Origin of the sequence: Ferribacterium limneticum (genome assembly GCF_020510625.1) — a bacterium.
GTDB lineage: Bacteria > Pseudomonadota > Gammaproteobacteria > Burkholderiales > Rhodocyclaceae > Azonexus > Azonexus limneticus_A.
Genome location: NZ_CP075191.1, coordinates 1,233,231 through 1,252,524, shown reverse-complemented (window position 1 = coordinate 1,252,524; position 19,294 = coordinate 1,233,231). Strand labels below are relative to the sequence as shown.

22 protein-coding genes and 1 pseudogene are annotated in these 19,294 nt (G+C 58.3%); 6 read left to right on the top strand and 17 right to left on the bottom strand.

Annotated features, from left to right (window positions below; genetic code table 11):
* Positions 1 to 46: 46 nt before the first annotated feature.
* From KI617_RS06050 to KI617_RS06040, 3 genes are read left to right on the top strand one after another with little or no spacing between them, the layout of a single operon-like run.
* Positions 47 to 502 carry a c-type cytochrome gene (locus KI617_RS06050; protein WP_226451116.1) on the top strand — a complete coding sequence of 152 codons (456 nt, stop codon included), beginning with the start codon at positions 47 to 49 and terminating at the stop codon, positions 500 to 502.
* 10 nt (positions 503 to 512) lie between these two features.
* Positions 513 to 2,153 carry an NAD(P)/FAD-dependent oxidoreductase gene (locus KI617_RS06045; RefSeq protein ID WP_226451115.1) on the top strand — a complete coding sequence of 547 codons (1,641 nt, stop codon included), beginning with the start codon at positions 513 to 515 and terminating at the stop codon, positions 2,151 to 2,153.
* A 27-nt stretch (positions 2,154 to 2,180) separates the two neighbouring features.
* On the top strand, positions 2,181 to 3,755 hold the full coding sequence (locus KI617_RS06040) for an ATP-binding protein (RefSeq protein ID WP_226451114.1): 1,575 nt from the start codon (positions 2,181 to 2,183) through the stop codon (positions 3,753 to 3,755).
* Positions 3,756 to 3,810: 55 nt separating this feature from the next.
* On the opposite strand, the gene KI617_RS06035 is transcribed toward KI617_RS06040, so the two are convergent.
* Positions 3,811 to 5,025 carry a BaiN/RdsA family NAD(P)/FAD-dependent oxidoreductase gene (locus KI617_RS06035; RefSeq protein ID WP_226451113.1) on the bottom strand — a complete coding sequence of 405 codons (1,215 nt, stop codon included), beginning with the start codon at positions 5,023 to 5,025 and terminating at the stop codon, positions 3,811 to 3,813.
* A gap of 395 nt (positions 5,026 to 5,420) precedes the next feature.
* On the opposite strand from KI617_RS06035, the gene KI617_RS06030 reads away from it, so the two are divergent.
* Positions 5,421 to 5,957 carry a phasin family protein gene (locus tag KI617_RS06030; protein WP_226451112.1) on the top strand — a complete coding sequence of 179 codons (537 nt, stop codon included), beginning with the start codon at positions 5,421 to 5,423 and terminating at the stop codon, positions 5,955 to 5,957.
* A gap of 99 nt (positions 5,958 to 6,056) precedes the next feature.
* Here KI617_RS06030 and KI617_RS06025 read toward each other — a convergent pair whose 3' ends face one another.
* The 8 genes from KI617_RS06025 to KI617_RS05990 form a co-directional block, all read right to left on the bottom strand.
* On the bottom strand, positions 6,057 to 7,004 hold the full coding sequence (locus tag KI617_RS06025; RefSeq protein ID WP_226451111.1) for an alpha-E domain-containing protein: 948 nt from the start codon (positions 7,002 to 7,004) through the stop codon (positions 6,057 to 6,059).
* Positions 6,998 to 7,192 carry an alpha-E domain-containing protein gene (locus KI617_RS20510; RefSeq protein ID WP_226451110.1) on the bottom strand — a complete coding sequence of 65 codons (195 nt, stop codon included), beginning with the start codon at positions 7,190 to 7,192 and terminating at the stop codon, positions 6,998 to 7,000. Before KI617_RS20510 ends, KI617_RS06025 begins: the two co-directional genes overlap by 7 nt.
* A gap of 3 nt (positions 7,193 to 7,195) precedes the next feature.
* Positions 7,196 to 8,608, bottom strand: a complete 1,413-nt coding sequence (locus KI617_RS06015; RefSeq protein ID WP_226451109.1) for a circularly permuted type 2 ATP-grasp protein — start codon at positions 8,606 to 8,608, stop codon at positions 7,196 to 7,198.
* A gap of 202 nt (positions 8,609 to 8,810) precedes the next feature.
* A complete protein-coding gene (locus tag KI617_RS06010; protein WP_226451108.1) occupies positions 8,811 to 9,992 on the bottom strand; it encodes an acetyl-CoA C-acyltransferase family protein in 1,182 nt (393 codons plus the stop codon).
* Between the two features lie 26 nt (positions 9,993 to 10,018).
* On the bottom strand, positions 10,019 to 10,942 hold the full coding sequence (locus KI617_RS06005; RefSeq protein ID WP_226451107.1) for a CobD/CbiB family protein: 924 nt from the start codon (positions 10,940 to 10,942) through the stop codon (positions 10,019 to 10,021).
* Between the two features lie 64 nt (positions 10,943 to 11,006).
* On the bottom strand, positions 11,007 to 11,603 hold the full coding sequence (locus KI617_RS06000; protein ID WP_226451106.1) for a CoA pyrophosphatase: 597 nt from the start codon (positions 11,601 to 11,603) through the stop codon (positions 11,007 to 11,009).
* On the bottom strand, positions 11,600 to 11,857 hold the full coding sequence (locus KI617_RS05995) for a hypothetical protein (RefSeq protein WP_226451105.1): 258 nt from the start codon (positions 11,855 to 11,857) through the stop codon (positions 11,600 to 11,602). Before KI617_RS05995 ends, KI617_RS06000 begins: the two co-directional genes overlap by 4 nt.
* Positions 11,858 to 11,867: 10 nt before the next feature.
* On the bottom strand, positions 11,868 to 12,527 hold the full coding sequence (locus KI617_RS05990) for a retropepsin-like aspartic protease family protein (RefSeq protein ID WP_226451104.1): 660 nt from the start codon (positions 12,525 to 12,527) through the stop codon (positions 11,868 to 11,870).
* Between KI617_RS05990 and KI617_RS05985 the strand changes: the two genes are divergently transcribed.
* Positions 12,526 to 13,239, top strand: a complete 714-nt coding sequence (locus KI617_RS05985; RefSeq protein ID WP_226451103.1) for a type 1 glutamine amidotransferase — start codon at positions 12,526 to 12,528, stop codon at positions 13,237 to 13,239. The two genes, KI617_RS05990 and KI617_RS05985, sit on opposite strands and share 2 nt — an antisense overlap.
* A gap of 67 nt (positions 13,240 to 13,306) precedes the next feature.
* On the opposite strand, the gene KI617_RS05980 is transcribed toward KI617_RS05985, so the two are convergent.
* From KI617_RS05980 to KI617_RS05955, 6 genes and pseudogenes are all read right to left on the bottom strand, one after another.
* Entirely contained in the window at positions 13,307 to 13,801 is a 495-nt protein-coding gene (locus tag KI617_RS05980; RefSeq protein ID WP_226451102.1) for a YajQ family cyclic di-GMP-binding protein, read from the bottom strand.
* A 5-nt stretch (positions 13,802 to 13,806) separates the two neighbouring features.
* Positions 13,807 to 14,118 carry a pyrimidine/purine nucleoside phosphorylase gene (gene ppnP / locus KI617_RS05975; RefSeq protein WP_226451101.1) on the bottom strand — a complete coding sequence of 104 codons (312 nt, stop codon included), beginning with the start codon at positions 14,116 to 14,118 and terminating at the stop codon, positions 13,807 to 13,809.
* Positions 14,119 to 14,343, bottom strand: a complete 225-nt coding sequence (locus KI617_RS05970) for a DUF2788 domain-containing protein (RefSeq protein WP_226451100.1) — start codon at positions 14,341 to 14,343, stop codon at positions 14,119 to 14,121.
* 207 nt (positions 14,344 to 14,550) lie between these two features.
* Positions 14,551 to 15,774 (bottom strand): annotated as a pseudogene (locus tag KI617_RS05965) (argininosuccinate synthase); the annotation flags it as partial.
* Between the two features lie 32 nt (positions 15,775 to 15,806).
* Positions 15,807 to 16,727, bottom strand: a complete 921-nt coding sequence (gene argF / locus KI617_RS05960; RefSeq protein WP_404826795.1) for an ornithine carbamoyltransferase — start codon at positions 16,725 to 16,727, stop codon at positions 15,807 to 15,809.
* A 2-nt stretch (positions 16,728 to 16,729) separates the two neighbouring features.
* Complete coding sequence (locus KI617_RS05955) at positions 16,730 to 17,902, bottom strand: aspartate aminotransferase family protein (RefSeq protein ID WP_226451845.1); 1,173 nt, start codon at positions 17,900 to 17,902, stop codon at positions 16,730 to 16,732.
* A 203-nt stretch (positions 17,903 to 18,105) separates the two neighbouring features.
* Between KI617_RS05955 and KI617_RS05950 the strand changes: the two genes are divergently transcribed.
* A complete protein-coding gene (locus KI617_RS05950) occupies positions 18,106 to 18,402 on the top strand; it encodes a DUF3579 domain-containing protein (protein WP_226451099.1) in 297 nt (98 codons plus the stop codon).
* A 62-nt stretch (positions 18,403 to 18,464) separates the two neighbouring features.
* Here KI617_RS05950 and rpsT read toward each other — a convergent pair whose 3' ends face one another.
* On the bottom strand, positions 18,465 to 18,734 hold the full coding sequence (gene rpsT / locus KI617_RS05945; protein ID WP_011288763.1) for a 30S ribosomal protein S20: 270 nt from the start codon (positions 18,732 to 18,734) through the stop codon (positions 18,465 to 18,467).
* Positions 18,735 to 18,874: 140 nt separating this feature from the next.
* The gene (locus tag KI617_RS05940) at positions 18,875 to 19,282 is read right to left on the bottom strand and encodes a type IV pilin protein (protein WP_319004139.1); all 408 of its coding nucleotides are present in this window, start codon (positions 19,280 to 19,282) and stop codon (positions 18,875 to 18,877) included.
* Positions 19,283 to 19,294: the final 12 nt, after the last annotated feature.

Genomic DNA, 19,294 nt, shown 5'->3' with positions numbered 1-19,294 from the left:
GTATAATCTCTGCCTCCGGGTTCCGTCCCGCTACCGATTGCCTGTCATGTTCAAACCCTTGAAACCTCGCCTTTTTTTGCTGCTCTCCGCAGCCATGCTTGCCGCCTGTGGCGAGGTCGAGGATACGCGGCCGGGACAACCGGTGAAGCAGCGCCAAATGGCGTTCAAGGAGATGGTCAAGACTTTCGAGCCCATGGGTGTGATGCTGCGCGAGGGGCGCTACGAGGCCGATAAATTTGCCGCACTGGCCGACAAGCTGATGGCCAAGCGCGATGCCCCCTGGTCGCATTTCGGCCCGGACACCCATTACCCACCGACCAAGGCGACACCGGAAGTCTGGAAGCAGCCGGAACAGTTCGAGAAGAACAAGCAGGCTTTCATCACGGCCACCGACACCCTGCGGACTGCCGCTCAGGGCAAGGACAAGGCACAGGTGGAGAAGGCCTACGAGGCCGTTCACGAAGCCTGCAAGACCTGCCACAAGCAGTTCAAGGAACGCTGAGAGTATTCGCATGTTGAGACTGACCGAACTGAAGTTGCCGCTCGACCACGCCAAGGACGCCCTGCGCCCGGCCATCTGCCAGCGCCTCGGCATAGCCGACGGCGAACTGCTCGATTTCACGATCTTCAAGCGCAGCTACGATGCGCGCAAGAAATCGGCCATCACGCTGATTTATACGGTTGATCTGGAAGTGCGCGACGAAGCAGCCTTGCTCAAGCGCTTTGGTACCGATGGTCATCTCGTTCCCAAGCCGGACACCCAATACAAATACGTAACCCAGGCCCCGGCTGATTTGAAGAGCCGCCCGGTCGTCATCGGCACCGGCCCCTGCGGCCTGCTGGCCGGGCTGATCCTGGCCCAGATGGGCTTCAAGCCGATCATTCTCGAACGCGGCAAGGCCGTGCGCGAGCGGACCAAGGACACCTGGGGCCTGTGGCGCAAGAACAAGCTCAACCCGGAATCGAACGTCCAGTTCGGCGAAGGCGGCGCCGGCACCTTCTCGGATGGCAAGCTCTACAGCCAGATCAAGGACCCGCAGCACCACGGCCGCAAGGTGCTCGAAGAGTTCGTCAAGGCCGGCGCGCCGGAAGAGATCATGTACGTCAGCAAACCGCACATCGGCACCTTCCGGCTGGTCAAGATGGTCGAGAACATGCGTGCGACGATCACAGAACTGGGTGGCGAAATCCGCTTCGGCAGCAAGGTCGACCGGCTGGTCATCGAAGACCATCAAGTGCGCGGCGTGGTCATGGCCGATGGCGAAACCATCGCCACCGACCACGTCGTCCTCGCCGTCGGCCACAGTGCCCGCGACACTTTCCAGGCGCTCTACGAGCAGGGCGTTTACATCGAAGCCAAGCCCTTCTCCATCGGCTTCCGGGTCGAACACCCGCAGGCCCTGATCGACAAGGCCCGCTTCGGCCCCAATGCCGGCAACGAAATTCTCGGTGCCGCCGACTACAAGCTGGTCCACCACTGTGCCAACGGCCGCGCTGCCTACAGTTTCTGCATGTGCCCGGGCGGCCAGGTGGTCGCCGCCACTTCGGAAGAAGGCCGCGTCGTCACCAACGGCATGAGCCAGTACTCCCGCGCCGAACGCAACGCCAACGCCGCGCTGGTGGTCAACGTCAATCCCGAAGACTTCCCCGGCGACTACCGGACCAACCCACTGGCCGGCATCGACTTTCAGCGCCAATGGGAATCCGCCGCCTTTGTGGCCGGCGGCAGCACCTACGCCGCCCCCGCCCAGCGCGTCGGCGACTTCCTGGCCGGCCGGCCATCGACCGCCTTGGGCGAAGTCGATCCCTCCTACCAGCCCGGCGTGCACATGACCGACCTGTCGAGCTGCGTGCCGCCCTACGTCATCGACGCCCTGCGCGAGGCCATCCCGGCCTTCGACAAGCAGATTCGCGGCTTCGCCATGGCCGATGCCGTGCTGACCGGCGTCGAAACCCGCACCTCGTCACCAATCCGCATCAAGCGCGGCGACGATTACCAGAGCATCAACACGCGCGGACTCTACCCGGCCGGTGAAGGGGCGGGCTACGCGGGCGGCATCCTGTCAGCCGGCGTCGATGGCATCAAGGTCGCGGAGGCCTTGGCACTGTCGATGGCAAAAACGGTCGAAGCTGCAGCGCCCGCGCGGGCTTAGCAGAGCTCATTCCGCGCGGGAAAATCCATGGAAGCCCACATCGCCCCCGTCAGCAACCGCAGCATTCCCCGGTTCGTTCGCGAACGGCGATGGTGGCTGTTGCTATTGGTCGTCTGGACAGTCGCCGTGGCCTTTTCGCTGCACGCCCAAATCGAGCAAATTCGCCAGCAGACGACGGCGATAGCCATCGAAGGAGCTCGCAACATGTTTCGCATGGTGCTGCTCACCCGCAACTGGAATGCCAGTCATGGCGGCATTTACGTGCCGGTCACCGAACGCACCCAGCCCAACCCATATCTGAATGTGCCGCACCGTGATGTGACGACCACGGAAGGGGTTGAACTGACCATGGTGAACCCGGCCTACATGACGCGCCTGATCGCCGAAATGGCCGAATCCGCGTCGGGCGCGGTCTTCCGGCTGACCAGTCTGCGGCCCATTCGCCCCGAGAACAAACCGGATCGCTGGGAGCGCCAGGCGCTGGAGGCGTTCGAACAGGGCATCAAGGAGACTTCCGGCATCGAACCCAGCCCGGAAGGCGACATGTTGCGCTACATGGCCCCGCTCAAGGTGCAGGAAAGCTGCCTGCAATGCCATCGCAAGCAGGGCTATCAGGTTGGCGACATTCGCGGCGGCATCAGCGTTTCGCAGCGCAATGCACCGATCGAGGCGGCCGTGCAAGCGGGTTGGCACAGGGTGCTACTCAGCCACGGACTGGTTTTCATACTGGTCCTGGTTGCCGGCTGGCTGATGCTTGAAATGCTGCGTCGGCGCTGGTTTGAACTCGGTGACAAAATCCAGGAATTGCAGGACGCCCAGAGCCAGTTGCTGCAATCCGAAAAAATGGCAGCGATTGGCCAATTGGCCGCTGGCGTGGCGCATGAAATCAACAACCCGGTCGGTTTTGTCAGCTCCAACCTCAACTCACTGAAAAACTACAGCGAACAAATGATTGCACTGCTTGAACGCTGCCGTAGCGGTCAGGCCAGCGAAGCCGACTTTGTCGCCGCCGATTTTGATTACCTGAAGGAAGACTTGGCCGATCTGCTGCGCGAATCCCGCGATGGCCTGGGGCGCGTCACAAAAATCGTCAGCGATCTCAAGGATTTCTCGCACGTCGACGAAGCCGGCTGGCAAGAGGCTGATCTCAACGCCGGCATCGAGGCCACACTCAATGTGGTCTGGCATGAGTTGAAATACAAGGCCGAAGTCGTCCGCGAACTGGGTGAATTGCCGCTGGTCCCGTGTATTGCCGCGCAGATCGATCAGGTGGTCATGAACCTGCTGGTCAATGCCGCGCACGCCATTGAAAGCCGCGGCACCATCGTCGTCCGCACCGGCCACGACGATGCCTGGGCCTGGATTGAAGTGGCCGATACCGGCAAGGGCATGACGCCAGCCGTCATGCAGCGCATCTTCGAGCCCTTCTACACCACCAAACCGGTTGGCAAGGGCACCGGGCTGGGTCTTTCGCTTGCTTACGACATTGTGAAAAAGCATGGCGGGCGCATTGAAGTCCATAGCGAACCCGGCCAGGGCAGCACTTTCCGGGTGTGGCTACCGCTTCAAGGCGGCCCGGCCGAAGAACAGCACCAGAAGTAATCGACGTCCAGCCACTTCGGGGAAATTCGATATCGCCCGGAGCCTCGCGCCAAACTCAGGCGAACTGCCCCGCCACCCAGCCCGACGACCACGCCCACTGGAAGTTGTAGCCACCCAGCCAGCCGGTGACATCAACGACTTCGCCGACAAAGAACAGCCCCGGCGCGGCCTTGGCCTCCATCGTCTTCGATGACAGCGCATCGGTCGATACGCCACCCAGCGTCACTTCGGCCTTGGCGAAACCGAGCGTGCCCGCCGGCATCAGCGGCCAGGCGTTGAGTTTGGCGGCAACCGCCTCCAGATCACGCCGACTGAGCTCGCTGATCGGGCGAGTCAGCATTTTTTCGCCGCCCTGGAGGGCACACCATTCATGAGCAAAACGCCGCGGCAGGTGTTCAGCCAGCAGGTTGGGCAAATGCACCCTGCCCTGCCGGTGCTCTTCCAGCCAGGTCGCGGCATCGAAAGCGGGCAGCAGATTGATTTCCACCGGCAGTTTCTTGCCCTGCCGGTATTCCTGCATTTGCCAGTAGCTGGAAATCTGCAGGATGGCCGGGCCAGACAGTCCGCGGTGGGTAATCAGCACGTTCTCGCGGAACTGTGCATCGTCGAACTGTGCGATCGCATCCAGCGTCGCACCGGCCAACGGCTTCATCGGTTCAAGCAGTTCCGGTGCTAGGGCCAACGGTACTAGGGCCGGCTTGGGCGGTACGACCGGCAGGCCAAACTGCTCGGCCAATCGATAACCAAACGGGCTGGCGCCAATCTTCGGAATGGCCAAGCCGCCCGTGGCCACCACCAGAGACTGGCAGGAAAAATTCCCCTGCTCGGTGGCAACAAAATAACGCTTGGCCGTCTCGCCCCCCTGCCGCTCGATGTGCAGCACGGCGCAGGGGAAAGCCCATTTCACCCCGCCGTCGTCACAGGCATCGCGCAGCATGTCGATGATGTCCTGGGCCGATTCGTCGCAGAACAGCTGGCCGTGTTCGCGCTCATGATAGGGAATGCGCCGCTTCTCGATCATCGCGATGAAATCGAACTGCGAGAAGCGGGCGAGTGCCGAGCGGCAAAAGTGCGGGTTCTGCGACAGGTAGTTGTCGGCACTTACCGTGCGATTGGTGAAATTGCAGCGCCCGCCACCGGAGATGCGGATGCGTTCGCCGAGCGTTTCAGCGTGATCGACCAGCAGCACGTGTCGTCCGCGGGCAGCCGCCTGCGCGGCGCACATCAGGCCGGCCGCGCCGGCGCCGATGATGATGACGTCAAAATGCATGGGGGTCCGATCCGAGGAAAAACTCGCGCTGAAACGCCGCGGATTTTATCACCCGGGTTCTGCGAGGCCAGGGCGTGTTCTCAATAAGCGACGGGCAGCCGATCTTTTTTCATCGAGAGCACAGCGCTTCGACACCCGGAGTACAACTCGCGGAAATATTGTTTCAGAAAAGACAAAAACCAAGCTCAGTTCCACTATTTCAGGTACTTTTAAAATCTCTGAATACCTCAGAGCATGTTTTGGACAATTCGTTTGAAACGATTGTTTGCCTAAAATATCCGCTAACGAGTTGATAAAAATCAACAAATCAATAATGCTGCATTGCAACATTTATGCAAAAACACTGTTACAATCGATTTGCTGTAATTATTAATTTTCTCTTCTAGGAGCGTCCGATGTCTATCAATCCCGAGCAGTTAGCCGCCGCCAACAAGGCCGCCATTGATTCTCTGTTGTCCGTTGCCAATACCGCCCTGGCTTCCGCCGAGCGTATCGCTACCCTGAACCTTGAAACCGCCCGCTCCGTCATCGAAGACTCCGTCTCCGGCGCCAAGGCGCTGATGGGTGCCAAGGATCCGCAGGAAGCCATGTCGATCCAGGCTTCCCTGACCCAGCCGAACGTCGAGAAGGCCGTTGCCTACTCACGCTCCATCTACGAAATCTCTACCCAGACCCAGGAACAAATGGCCAAGATGGTCGAAGCCCAGTTCGGCGACTTCCAGAAGTCCGTTGCCGACATGCTTGAAAAGGCTGCCAAGGCAGCCCCGGGCGGTTCCGATGTCGCGGTCAATGCTTTCCAGAACGCTATCGCTGCTGCCACCAGCACCTTCGAAAACATGCGCAAGGCTGCCCAGCAAGTGACCGAAATGGCCCAGAACAACATGGCTGCGGCCACCAGCGCCACCGCCAAGGCCGTCAAGAAGAACAAGTAAGCTATCCTTGCCTGAACAAAAAAGCCCGCGTTGATCGCGGGCTTTTTTTGTCTGCAAGGCCGCCCGGCCTCGAATCACCGGGCGAGGAAAAGCCTCTCCCTAGGCCACCTCGGCCATCGGCACCAGGAAGTCCTTGCTGATGCCATCACCGAGCAGGTAGATCCGATCCATGAAATCGGTCAGCCACTCGTGCAAGCCCTGCGCCAGAATGTCCTCGATCCGCCCGTAATGCAGCTGGGCATGCAGCAATCCGGCCTGGCGTGCCGTTTCTCCTGACTGACGATTGGCGATCAGGTCGAGGTTCTTGATCACGCTGTTCATGCAGAAATGCAGCGAACGCGGCATGTCCTTGTTGAGGATCAGCAGTTCAGCCACCCGGTCCGGCGTGATCACGTCACGATAAACCTTGCGATAGACCTCGAAAGCCGAGACCGAGCGCAGCAAGGCCCCCCACTCGTAGAAATCGGTGGCCCCTTCGTCACCCTGTGGACGCAGGACGTGGTATTTGAAGTCGAGGATGCGCGCCGTGTTGTCGGCTCGCTCAAGCAGCGTCCCGATACGGATGAAGTGATAGGCCTCGTCCTGCAGCAAGGTGCCCAGCGTGGTGCCCCGCGATAGCGAGGAGCGCATCTTGACCCATTCGAAATAATCACTGATACCGGCGCTGATCAGTTGCTCAAAACTCCGCCCCCGGGCTTCCAGCCACGTGTAGTTCAAGGTTTCCCACATTTCGGTGGTCAGCGTTCCGCGCACGGCATGGGCGTTCTCGCGGGCCAGACGCAGGCAGCTGTGAATGGACGAGTAATTGTCCGGATCACTGACCATGAATTTCAGGACATTTTCGCCATTGACTACTGAATACTTGGCAGAAAAAGCATCCTCCAGACTATTCAGGACGATGATCGCATTCCAGTTTTGGTTGGCCGCTTCCTCGGATTGGGGGACCAGTGACATTTGCCACGTCACGTCAAGCAGACGGGCAAGGTTTTCGGCCCGCTCGATATAACGGGACATCCAGAACAGGTGATCGGCAGTACGGCTCAGCATGTTGTCTCTCCTTGAACGGCGGGCCGCAAACCTCCGGCTTTGGCTGCGCCAAATCCACCAGGTTTTAGTTCCGGCATAACGTACGCTGCGCTTACGTTAGCCTGCACTGAAGCCCGGCACACCGGGCTTTCGGCCCGCTCGATATAACGGGACATCCAGAACAGGTGATCGGCGGTACGGCTCAGCATGGCTTAATCCTCCAGAACCCAGGTGTCTTTGGTACCGCCGCCCTGCGACGAATTGACAACCAGCGAGCCCTTGGTCAGCGCAACACGGGTCAGGCCACCGGGCACCATGTTGACGCATTCGCCCGACGACAGCACGAAGGGGCGCAGGTCAAGGTGACGCGGCGCAATGCCCTCTTCAACGAAGGTCGGGCAATTGGACAGCGCCAAGGTCGGCTGGGCGATGTAGCCATCCGGCTTGTCGATCAGCAACTGGCGGAAATGTTCGATCTGCTCCTTGGTCGAAGCCGGGCCGACCAGCATGCCGTAACCGCCGGCACCATGCACCTCCTTGACCACCAGTTCCGGCAGGTGATCGAGCACATAAGCCAGATCGTCCGGCTTGCGGCACATGTAGGTCGGCACGTTGTTCAGCTTCGGCTCTTCGCCGAGATAGAAACGGATCATCTCCGGCACGTACGGGTAAATCGACTTGTCGTCAGCGACGCCGGTACCCACCGCATTGGCCAGGGTCACGTTACCCGCCTGGTAGGCCCGAATGATGCCCGGCACGCCAAGCGAGGAATCTTCGCGGAAAACGGTGGGGTCCATGAAATCATCGTCCAGGCGCCGGTAGATGACATCGACGCGCTGCGGTCCCTGGGTCGTCCGCATATAGACCACCTCGTCCTTGACGAAGAGATCACGCCCTTCAACCAGTTCGACACCCATCTGCTGAGCCAGGAAAGTGTGTTCGAAATAGGCGCTGTTATAGGCGCCAGGCGTCAACACGACGACCGTTGGATTCGAAACGCCTTGCGGGGCCACAGCGCGCAGCTTCTCCAGCAGCATGTCCGGGTAATGCTGGACCGGTGCCACCTTGTGCTTGGCAAACAACTCCGGGAAGAGTCGCATCATCATCTTGCGGTCTTCAAGCATGTACGACACACCGGACGGCACGCGCAGATTGTCTTCCAGCACGTAGAACTCGCCTTCGCCAGCCCGGACGATATCGACGCCAGTGATATGCGCGTAGATCCCTCCCGGCACATCAACGCCTTTCATGACCGGACGATACTGGGCATTGTTCAGCACCTGCTCGGCAGGAATGATGCCGGCCTTGAGAATTTCCTGATCGTGATAGACATCCCACAGAAACATGTTCAACGCCTTGACGCGCTGGCGCAGTCCGGACTGCAGTGCCTTCCACTCCGCCGATGGAATGACGCGGGGAATGATGTCGAAGGGAATCAGGCGCTCCTTGCCCGCCTCCTCGCCATAAACCGCGAAGGTAATACCGACGCGGTGAAAGGCCAGATCCGCCTCGGCCCGCTTGCGCTCGATGCGCTCGCCTGGCGTTGCCTTCAACCAGTCTTCATATCCCTTGTAATGCGCACGGACACCGCCATTGGCGTCATACATCTCGTTATAGAAGTTCATTTTTCCACTCGTCGCTGAGGATGCTCTCGTACAGGTTTCAGCAGGTTCCATGCCACCCGCAAACAAGCTTTAAATCATGCGCTGAATACTACTTTCTGGCTATTGACGCACCGCAAAGGTGCGACAGATTTTCAAGATGGTGCAAATAAAAAAACCCGCCGGATTACTCCGGCGGGTTTCTGGTACAGCCAGTTCGAAGTGCTTAGGCGCGTTCGAAGATGACCGCAATACCCTGACCGCCACCGATACACATGGTGACCAGCGCGTACTTGCCGCCAATGCGTTCCAGTTCGTACAGCGCCTTGGTGGCGATGAACGCACCGGAACAGCCAACCGGGTGACCGAGGGCGATTGCGCCGCCGTTCGGGTTGGTCTTGGCCGGATCGAGGCCGAGAACCTTGGAAACCGACAGTGCCTGGGCAGCGAAGGCTTCGTTGGATTCGATGACATCCATCTGGTCCAGGGTCAGACCGGCCTTCTTCAGGGCAGCCTTGGTCGCCGGGATCGGGCCTTCGCCCATGACATCGTTCGGCACGCCGGCAACGGCGTAACCAGCGATGCGGGCACGGGCCTTGTGACCAGCCTTGGCAGCCACATCAGCAGCAGCCAGCACGAAGAAGGCAGCGCCGTCGTTGATGCCGGAAGCGTTACCGGCAGTAACGGTACCGTCCTTCTTGAAGGCCGGCTTCATCTTGGCCAGGGACTCCATGGTCGTGCCACGCTTCAGGTGCTCGTCGGTGTCGAACACCACTTCGCCCTTGCGGGTCTGCTTGACGATCGGCACGATCTGCGACTTGAAGTAGCCGGCATCGATAGCAGCAGCAGCACGGCGCTGGGATTCGACCGCGAAGGCATCCTGGTCTTCACGGCTGAAGCCATGCTTGGCCGCGAGGTTTTCAGCGGTGATACCCATGTGGCCAACGCCAAACGGGTCGGTCAGCACGGCAACCATCGAGTCGATGGCCTTGGTGTCACCCATGCGAGCGCCAGAACGCAGCGTCGGCATCAGGTAGGCCGCCTTGGACATCACTTCAACACCACCGCCGATACCGTAATCGGCATCACCCAACATCAGGTTCTGGGCGGTGGTCACGATACCTTGCAGGCCGGACGCGCACAGACGGGAAACCTGCATGGCGACGGAATCCATCGACAAGCCGGCCTGGATGGAAGCAACGCGGGAAACATAGGCGTAGCGGGAATCGGTAGGCATCGTGGTGCCGACGGTTACGTAGTTGATTGCCTGGGGATCGACACCGGAGCGGGCAATCGCTTCCTTCATGACGATACCAGCCAGCTCGGTAGATTCGAAATCAGCCAGGGCGCCACCAAAGGCACCAATAGCGGAACGAACTGCGCTCAGAACGACAACATCTCTGCTCATGTAACTACCTCCACTTGGAAATTGATTCAGCCCACCAGACTGGCGAGCCCCAACAAAAAGAGCAACAACATCCACAACACCGTAGCTCGCCAGACGAGCCCAACGGCACTCTGCATAAAATCTACGTCGGCCGGATCACCCAGACCCAGCTCGGCACGATCGGATACTTCCACACCGTCAGCCACCGGCCGTCCCAACTGGACACCAAGGGCGCCAGCGCCGGCCGCAAGCACGATGCCCATGTCGCGATCAGGCCACTGCGCCGGCTGAGTACGCCAGCAATAGGCGGCATCCTCGAAATCGCCAACAATGGCGAAAGCCGAAGCGGTCGCTCGCAAAGGCAACCAGTCGATCATACCGAAAACTTGTCTGGAAAATATGGGAAATTCATTACGCTGATTGGCAGTTTCACGATTCCAGCGGTCGCGGACAATCAGGGAAAGACGGTAGAGCAAGGCACCACAAGGCCCGGGCAACAGGACAAACCACAGCAAGACGGCAAAGACGTGCCGATGCGAAGCCCCCAGCGCCCCCTCGATGGAAAGCCGGGCAATGTCTTCCGAGCTGAGGCTGTAGGTTGAGCGCCCCTGCCATTCACCGAGCAGTTGCCGGGCTCGCTCCAGATCGCCCAGACGCAAGGCGAGCTGGATTTCGGTGTAGTGATGGCTGAACTGACGGAAGCCCATGGTCAGGTACAGCACACCGATATTGAGCAGCAGGCCGAAGAGCGGGTTCAGGGAGTAAAGCAAGCCGTAAGCGGTCGCCACAAGCAACACTGGCAGCAACACCGCCAGACACCAGGCAAGGACACCATGCCGGTATGCACCGGCGTTGAAACGGGATTCGATAAAATCCGCCCAAACACCGAGCGGATCAGCGACAACACGCCGGTAATCAAGGGGTTGCAGCTGCTCGATGAGAAAAACTGCAATCAGCGAGAGAAGACTCATGGGGTGCCAAGGATTGCCGTATTCGGCTTATTTTGGTGTCTCAAAGCGCCACGATACCACAAGCTCAGGAAGCTTGGAGAAGCCCAAGGCGCTCGCTCAGCGAACGGATCATGCCGGCGGTGGCGCCCCAGATGAAATACTCGCCATAAGGCATGGCGAAATAATTCCGCAGCGCACCACGGTAATGCAGTGAATGCCGCTGATGATTGGCCGGATCAAGCAAGAATGAAAGCGGCACTTCGAAAATCTCTGCGACCTCAAAAGGATCAGGCTGGAGGTCGAAAGGCGGCTGGACCAGCGCCACCACCGGGGTCACGCGAAACCCGGTACCGGTTCGATACTCGGGGAGAAAGCCGACAATCTCGACCCGCTCGCGAGACAAGCCAATTTCTTCTTCCGTTTCCCGCAGGGCGGTGTGGATTGGCGACAGATCCTCGTCCTCGACTCGACCGCCGGGGAAACTGATCTGCCCGGCGTGATCCCTCAGATGGACGGTGCGCTGGGTCAGCAGTACAGTGTGCCCGCCTTCGCGCAGCACGATGGGAAATAGCACTGCTGCCGGCGTCAACGGCTGGTCGGCAACGCCATCTTCCTGGACAAAGTGACCAGCCAGCGGTTCGGGCAGCAAACTGGCCCGCAAGCGCTCCAGATCAATCGTCATGCCGTCGCAGAGTCTTCCTCGATTTCGGCGTGCACGGCAGCCAGAGCATCCTGGAGCGTTTCTTCCTGAAGATCGTTGATCGTCGTTGCCACCAGATCAGCCGATTCGATCGCACCGAGCGGCAATCGCTTGCTGTCGAGGCTGGCAATCAGCACCGCCGAAGCACCAGCCACGCGCAACAGCGCCTGCCGCTCGCCCATCAGCATTTCCAACTCTTCGCGCAACAGTGCTATTTCCTGATCTCTTTTTGGCACTTTCTCTCTCCTAAAATCGTTTTTTCAGTGTCATGGTACTGCCATCGCGCTGCATTTCCATCCGATTCAGGAAACTCATGCCGAGCAGGGCTGCGGGCATTTCGGTTGGAAGGATACCGGCCTCAACGTTATGTAATGTGATATCTCCTATACGCACTGTATCAAGCATGACTCGCATATAGACCGCATTACCATTGGCGGTACTCGCCATCGCCTTTTTCCCTTTGTTGGGGTCAATACCAATCCGTCGCGCATCACTTGGGCCAAGAGCGATGAATGTCGCGCCAGTATCAACGACAAAGCGGACTGAAGTACCGTTTACCGTTCCTGTTGTGAAAAAATGGCCCTGCCCATCGGCGGTCATGGTGACTTTACCGGAACCATCGCCACTGGAAGTGCCAATGGCATGTTGACCAACCCGCAGCGGACGTTTCTTGCCGCCCACTTCAATCGTTGCCTGATCACCCTGAATGGACAACACCTTCACGCCATCCACTGTCTGCCCAACCGGCACAGCCTGCGGCTCGCCGCCATTGATCATCAACATGGCCTTGCTGCCCATGATGCCGGCCAGCCCGACATCCTGCGCCATCGCTGGCACCTGAAACAGACACACCAGCACAGCGAGCAGCGTAGAATGACGCATCAATTTTCCGGACATTTTCACCATGCAACCAGTCGCCATCTTTCGTCACTCCCCTACTGAAGGTCCGGGCTATTTTGCCATATTCCTTGAGCAGCACGGGATTCCATGGCAATTGATTGCCATTGATGAAGGCGCCGCCGTGCCAAGCACAGCCGATGGGTTTTCCGGCCTGTGTTTCATGGGTGGCCCAATGAGCGTCAACGATTCTCTGCCCTGGATCGAACCGGTCTGCGCCTTGATTCGTGACGCCGCCGACAAAGACATCCCGGTCATCGGCCACTGCCTGGGCGGCCAGTTGATGAGCAAGGCATTCGGTGGACGAATCACGAAAAATCCGGTCAAGGAGATTGGCTGGGGCGATGTCCACGGCGAAGACAACGCCATTGCCCGCCACTGGCTTGGCGACTATGCGGGGGAAAACAGCACGGTCTTCCAGTGGCACGGCGAAACCTTCAGCATCCCGACGGAAGCGACCCGCTTGTTCGCCAGTAGCCATTGCGCCAACCAGATGTTCGCCCTCGGACCACATCTTGGCATGCAGTGCCATGTCGAAATGATGCCGGAAATGATTGCTACCTGGTGCGAACAATGGGCTGACGAGGCCATCGCGGTTGCCGACCAGCCGAGCGCTCAAACGCCTGAGGTCATGCAAGCGCAGATTGGCGAACGCCTGCCGCGCATGCGCCAGTTGTCAAACCAGCTTTATTCAGTATGGATAGAGGGGCTGCGGCGCTGATGGCCCGCTTCTGAAAAACAAAACAGGCAGCCAAGCTGCCCGTTTTTCATTCACTGCTACCCAGACCTTAGTCGCGGAAATTACCGTACTTGATCGGAAAGTCGGTAATCGACTTGGTAATTAGAGCAATACAGCCCTGCAGATCATCGCGCTTGGCCCCCTGGACACGCACAGTATCGCCCTGGATCGAGGCCTGAACCTTGAGCTTACCGTCCTTAACCAGCTTGACGATCTTCTTGGCCAGGTCGCTGTCGATGCCATCCTTGATCTTCATCTCCTGCTTGACCTTGTTGCCGGAGACGCTGACCACCTTCTGGTGATCCAGTCGCTTGACGCTTTCCTTCTCCTTCTTTTCCATCGCCGGGAAAAGCAGGTCCTTGATCTGGTCGAGCTGAAAGTCGGAATCGCCCCAGAGGGTGATGACCTTGTCCTTTTCGTTCAGCTCAACCTTGGCGCTGGTACCCTTGAAGTCGTAACGGTTATCGATCTGGCGTGAGGTGACGTCGACTGCGTTCTTCAGACCAACCATGTCCGCTTCGGAGGTGAAGTCAAAACTCGGCATGGCAATTACCCGAAGTGACAGACGTAGTGATAGGGCTCGTCACAAGCAATTTCGAAGCTGGAGTTGCCCGGCACGTTGAAGGACTGACCATCGCCGTAGGTCTTCCATTCACTTTCGCCTTTCAGCTTGACGCTGCAGGAACCACCAACGCCTTCCATGATTTCCGGTGCGCCGGTATTGAAGGTCAGGCTGGACGGCAGGATCACACCAACCGTTTTCTTCGTGCCGTCGGCCAACACCACGGTGTGGCTGACGCACTTACCATCGAAGTAAACATTGGCCTTCTTGACCACGGAAACATTGTCGTATTGCGACATTTAAATACCCCAGAGTTTCTGAATGACTGATTTGGCGATGAACCCGACCATGCCGAAAGCCAGCACGAAGAAGAGTACAAAGGTACCCGTCTTGCCAGCCTTGGATTTGTAGGCGATCTCGCCAATGATGAACAGCATGAAGAGGATGAAGGCGCCAACGCCCCAGGTCGAGAAGAAGTCTGCGATCTGTTCTTCGTTGAGCCCGAATACGGTGCCGCCCTCCATCGCTTAGCCCTTCTTCTTGGCGGCCGGTTTTTTAGCCGGCACCTTGGCAGGCGCTTTCACGGCCTTGGCGACAACCGCTTTGGCTGCAACCGCCTTGGCAGCAAGCTTGGTCGCAGCTTTGGCAGCTGGTTTAGCTACGGCCTTGGCCACAGGCTTTGCAGCTTCAGCTTTCTTGGCAACCGCTTTCTTCGCAGCCGGCTTGCCGGCTTTTTTTGCTGCCAGATTGGCCGCGATACGCATGCGCAAGGCATTCAGCTTGATGAAGCCGCCAGCATCGCGCTGGTCGTAGGCGCCAGCGTCGTCCTCAAAGGTGGCGATGGTCGAGTCGAACAGCGAATCGGTCTTCGAATCGCGACCGACGACGATCACGTTGCCCTTGTACAGTTTCAGGCGGACGGTACCGTTGACCGTCTGCTGAGTGTGATCGATCAGCACCTGCAGCGCCTTGCGCTCAGGGCTCCACCAGTAGCCGTTGTACACCAGGCTGGCGTAACGCGGCATTAGGTCATCCTTAAGGTGGGCGACTTCGCGGTCGAGCGTCACTGATTCGATGGCACGGTGGGCGCGCAGCAGGATGGTGCCACCCGGGGTTTCGTAGCAGCCGCGCGACTTCATGCCGACATAGCGGTTCTCGACCAGATCAAGACGGCCGATACCGTGCTTGCCGCCGATCTCGTTCAGCGTGCCGAGCACTTCGTGGGCCTTCATTTTCTTGCCGTTGATGGCGACGACGTCGCCCTGGGCGAATTCGAGGTCGAGATACTCGGCCTTGTTCGGCGCTTTTTCCGGCGAAACGGTCCAACGCCACATCGACTCTTCGGCTTCCGCTGCCGGATCTTCGAGGTGACGACCTTCGTAGGAGATATGCAGCAGGTTGGCGTCCATCGAATACGGGGAACCGCCCTTCTTGTGCTTCATGTCGATTTCGATGCCATGCTTCTCGGCATAGGCCATCAGCTTCTCGCGTGACATCAGGTCCCACTCACGCCACGGTGCGATGACCTTGATGCCCGGCTTCAGCGCATAGGCGCCCAGCTCGAAACGGACCTGGTCGTTGCCCTTGCCGGTGGCGCCGTGGCAGATTGCATCGGCACCGGTTTCATTGACGATCTCGACCAGGCGCTTGGCGATCAGCGGACGGGCGATTGAGGTACCCAGCAGGTACTCGCCTTCATAGACGGTGTTGGCACGGAACATCGGGAAGACGAAATCACGGACGAACTCCTCGCGAACGTCGTCGATGTAGATATTCTTCGGCTTGATGCCGGCCTTCAAAGCCTTGACGCGCGCTGGCTCCAGCTCCTCACCCTGGCCGAGGTCGGCCGTGAAGGTGACGACTTCACACTTGTAAACATCCTGCAGCCACTTGAGGATGACCGAGGTATCCAGACCGCCCGAATAGGCCAGCACAACCTTCTTGATGTCGCTCATTTCTGTTCCCTTGTTTCGATTAACCGCGCCACTCAGCCCTGAAGCCGGCCCAGCAGCAAATATTCCATCAACGCCTTCTGCACGTGCAGGCGGTTTTCAGCCTCATCCCAAACCACAGATTGCGGCCCATCGATCACCTCGGCAGTCACTTCCTCGCCGCGATGCGCCGGCAGACAGTGCATGAACACGGCTTGTGGATTAGCTACCTGCATCATCTCGCCATCGACGCACCAGTCAGCAAAGGCCTTGATCCGTTCCTCGTTCTCCGCCTCGAAGCCCATTGAGGTCCACACGTCAGTGGTCACCAGATCGGCATCACGGCAGGCATCCATCGGATCAGCAAAAACCTTGAATCGTGCCGAATCGATCTTGCCGACCAATTCTGGCTGAATCTCGTAACCCGGTGGGGTAGACACGTGAACCTTGAAGTCCAGCACCTCGGCCGCCTGCAGCCAAGTGTTGCACATATTGTTGGCATCACCCACCCAGGCCACGGTCTTGCCCTGGATGCAGCCGCGATGCTCGATGTAGGTGTAGATGTCAGCCAGAATCTGGCAGGGGTGATATTCGTTGGTCAGTCCATTGATCACCGGCACGCGCGAATTAGCGGCGAAACGCTCGATGATCTCCTGCTCGAAGGTGCGAATCATCACGATGTCGCTCATCCGGGAAATTACCTGCGCCGCATCCTCGACCGGTTCACCTCGCCCAAGTTGGGAATCGCGAGTGTTCAGGTAGATCGCAGAACCACCGAGTTGCTGCATGCCAGCCTCGAACGACAAACGCGTCCGCGTGCTGGCCTTCTCGAAGATCATAACCAGTGTACGGTCGGAGAGCGGCCAATACTTCTGATAGGACTTGAACTGATTTTTGATCCAGCCAGTGCGCTCGAATACATATTCGAGCTCTTCACGGGTGAAATCCTTGAATTGCAGAAAGTGTTTGATTGCCATGATTAAGCAGCCAGAAATTCCTTGATCAGTGGCGTGGTGCGCTCCACCAGCTCACGAGCATCGCTTTCACTGAAAATCAGCGGCGGCAGGAAACGAATGACCGTGTCGGCGGTGACATTAATCAGCAGCCCCGCGGCCAGCGCCTTGCCAACCAGAGCACCGCAGGGGCGATCCAGTTCAAGGCCGATCATCAAGCCATGCCCGCGAATATCGACCACACCTTTGACGCCGGCCAGCACTTCGGCAAACAGCTTACGGATCAGGGCGCCAATACGCTCTGCATTGCCCAGCAAACCATCCTGCTCGATCACATCGATGGTCGTCAGGGCTGCGGTCGACACCAGCGGATTACCACCAAAGGTCGAGCCATGATTGCCCGGCCCGAATAGTCCTGCGGCCTTGCCGCCAGCCAGACAGGCACCAATCGGCACCCCAGAGCCCAGCCCCTTGGCCAGCGTAGCTATGTCGGGCTGCACGCCGGCCTGTTGATAGCCGAACCACTTGCCGGTACGGCCCATGCCGCACTGCACCTCATCGCAGATCATCAGCCATTCCTGCGTATCGCAGAGTTCGCGCACACCGCGATAGAAAACCGGATCGGCCAGATGAATACCACCTTCACCCTGAATGATCTCCAGCATGACCGCCACAATATTATTGTTGTGCTCAGCCAGCGTCTTGATCGCTTCAAGATCACCGTACGGCACGCGCACAAAGCCCGCCACCAGTGGCTCAAAGCCGGCCTGCGCCTTGCGGTTGCCTGTTGCAGAGAGCGTCGCCATCGTCCGGCCGTGAAAAGCCTTTTCCATCACGATGACAGTCGGTAGTTCGATATTCTTCTTGTGACCGTAGAAGCGCGCCAGCTTGATCGCCGCCTCATTAGCCTCGGCACCGGAGTTGCTGAAAAAAACCTCCTGCATGCCCGAAAGCCCACAGAGCCTGTCAGCCAACTGTTCCTGTTCAGCAATTCGATACAGGTTGGAAGTGTGCAGCATGCGCCCGGCTTGAGCTGCAATGGCCGCAACCAACCGGGGATGAGCGTGACCGAGCGTCGAAACAGCAATCCCGGACAACGCGTCCAGATACTCCTTGCCCTCGGTATCGGTAATCCGGCAGCCATTTCCGTGACTGAAAGTCACCGGCAACCGGGCGTAGGTATTCATGACATGCGACATGAGGCAACCCCAAAAAACGAAAACGGCGGCCAATGCCGCCGGAAAGCTAAATTCTAGGTGAAAAACAAGGCCTTGTATAGAACAGCAGGACCAAGCCAAATCGCCCACCAGAATGACGACCGGCGTAGTGATGGAAAGACATCGAGCTTCTGCTAGAATGCGCCAACGCAAGGTCGTATCGCCCAAAAACGCAGAGTAGAACAATGACAAATCAAGAATCGACCACATTCATCATTGTCGGCCTCACCCAACAAGGGAAGAAATTTCGCCCAAGCGATTGGGCGGAACGTCTTTGCGGCGTCATGTCCGCCTTTGGCGCCGAACGCAAGATGAAATACTCCCCTTACGTCGGCCCAGGTGACTACAACGGCGAAAAAGCCGTGTTTGTCGATGGGCGCCTGGGCGAGATTGAACCCATGGCCTACCGCTTCATGCTCAACTTCGCTCAGGACAACGACCTGCAAATTATTGACGGCGTCTGCGCCATCGACAAAAAGTAAGCAATAAAATCAGGCAATAAAAAAGGCGCCCGCAGGCGCCAATTTTTTGAGTACCAGCTCAATCAGGCAGCAGCAAGTGCCTTGATTTGAGCAGACAGACGGCTCTTGGTACGGGAAGCCTTGTTCTTGTGAACAATCTTCTTGTCAGCAATGCGGTCAAGCACTGCGACGGACTGCTGGAAGACGCCTTGAGCGGCGGCTTTGTCACCAGCTTCGATCGCCTGACGGACACGCTTGATTGCGGTACGCAGGGTCGAACGCAGGCTGGCGTTATGGGAACGCTGCCCGTCAGCTTGACGGGCGCGCTTGCGGGCTTGTGCGCTATTGGCCATGTTAATGTATCCGGTATCAAAAAATCTAAGTCAGCTAGTATAACAAAGGAGCCTATTCTTAGCAAGCGAGATCGCCAGAGAATCCACACTCAGGAGTGAGGATTGCTCTACACAACTTCTCCCTAAGTGAGGGCGATCGGTTATTTGCTCCAGCAGGTCGGACTATCCAATGTGGCCCCCGAAACTGACTTCTGATTGGAATGGTTGACGATAAGGGTTCCGCATTTGTCTCCCGACTGAGCATTCTTGGGAGCTGCCTGAATCTGGAATGCGGTGGCAGTCTGGGCCGCTACAAAGCTAATGTCGTAGAACTTGGTGCCACCATCCTTCGGTGCTTCTGTAATCGGCAAAGTCGCATTTAGATATGTTCCATTTTGCGTATAGAAGCGTTCGAGAAATTGTGCATTTTCCAGCAACACCGTCTTGGCATCAGCCCGCCGCGCCCTGGCGATGTACTCCTGGTAACTCGGATAGGCTATGGCAGCCAGCACTCCGACAATTGCCACGACAATCATCAGTTCGATCAATGTGAAACCCTTATGTTTCATGATCCATCATTC

What these genes read in the sequence shown, in the direction of transcription:
- ppnP (WP_226451101.1), bottom strand. Translation starts at nt 14,118, where the DNA reads ATGTCGCAATACGACAATGTTTCCGTGGTCAAGAAGGCCAATGTTTAC.
- KI617_RS05985 (WP_226451103.1), top strand. Translation starts at nt 12,526, where the DNA reads ATGCAACCAGTCGCCATCTTTCGTCACTCCCCTACTGAAGGTCCGGGC.
- KI617_RS05980 (WP_226451102.1), bottom strand. Translation starts at nt 13,801, where the DNA reads ATGCCGAGTTTTGACTTCACCTCCGAAGCGGACATGGTTGGTCTGAAG.
- KI617_RS06040 (WP_226451114.1), top strand. Translation starts at nt 2,181, where the DNA reads ATGGAAGCCCACATCGCCCCCGTCAGCAACCGCAGCATTCCCCGGTTC.
- KI617_RS06005 (WP_226451107.1), bottom strand. Translation starts at nt 10,942, where the DNA reads ATGAGTCTTCTCTCGCTGATTGCAGTTTTTCTCATCGAGCAGCTGCAA.
- KI617_RS06035 (WP_226451113.1), bottom strand. Translation starts at nt 5,025, where the DNA reads ATGCATTTTGACGTCATCATCATCGGCGCCGGCGCGGCCGGCCTGATG.
- KI617_RS20510 (WP_226451110.1), bottom strand. Translation starts at nt 7,192, where the DNA reads ATGCTGAGCCGTACCGCCGATCACCTGTTCTGGATGTCCCGTTATATC.
- KI617_RS05955 (WP_226451845.1), bottom strand. Translation starts at nt 17,902, where the DNA reads ATGTCGCATGTCATGAATACCTACGCCCGGTTGCCGGTGACTTTCAGT.
- KI617_RS06015 (WP_226451109.1), bottom strand. Translation starts at nt 8,608, where the DNA reads ATGAACTTCTATAACGAGATGTATGACGCCAATGGCGGTGTCCGTGCG.
- KI617_RS06050 (WP_226451116.1), top strand. Translation starts at nt 47, where the DNA reads ATGTTCAAACCCTTGAAACCTCGCCTTTTTTTGCTGCTCTCCGCAGCC.
- KI617_RS06030 (WP_226451112.1), top strand. Translation starts at nt 5,421, where the DNA reads ATGTCTATCAATCCCGAGCAGTTAGCCGCCGCCAACAAGGCCGCCATT.
- argF (WP_404826795.1), bottom strand. Translation starts at nt 16,727, where the DNA reads ATGGCAATCAAACACTTTCTGCAATTCAAGGATTTCACCCGTGAAGAG.
- KI617_RS06025 (WP_226451111.1), bottom strand. Translation starts at nt 7,004, where the DNA reads ATGCTGAGCCGTACTGCCGATCACCTGTTCTGGATGTCCCGTTATATC.
- KI617_RS06045 (WP_226451115.1), top strand. Translation starts at nt 513, where the DNA reads ATGTTGAGACTGACCGAACTGAAGTTGCCGCTCGACCACGCCAAGGAC.
- KI617_RS05950 (WP_226451099.1), top strand. Translation starts at nt 18,106, where the DNA reads ATGACAAATCAAGAATCGACCACATTCATCATTGTCGGCCTCACCCAA.
- rpsT (WP_011288763.1), bottom strand. Translation starts at nt 18,734, where the DNA reads ATGGCCAATAGCGCACAAGCCCGCAAGCGCGCCCGTCAAGCTGACGGG.
- KI617_RS05970 (WP_226451100.1), bottom strand. Translation starts at nt 14,343, where the DNA reads ATGGAGGGCGGCACCGTATTCGGGCTCAACGAAGAACAGATCGCAGAC.
- KI617_RS06010 (WP_226451108.1), bottom strand. Translation starts at nt 9,992, where the DNA reads ATGAGCAGAGATGTTGTCGTTCTGAGCGCAGTTCGTTCCGCTATTGGT.
- KI617_RS06000 (WP_226451106.1), bottom strand. Translation starts at nt 11,603, where the DNA reads ATGACGATTGATCTGGAGCGCTTGCGGGCCAGTTTGCTGCCCGAACCG.
- KI617_RS05940 (WP_319004139.1), bottom strand. Translation starts at nt 19,282, where the DNA reads ATGAAACATAAGGGTTTCACATTGATCGAACTGATGATTGTCGTGGCA.
- KI617_RS05990 (WP_226451104.1), bottom strand. Translation starts at nt 12,527, where the DNA reads ATGGTGAAAATGTCCGGAAAATTGATGCGTCATTCTACGCTGCTCGCT.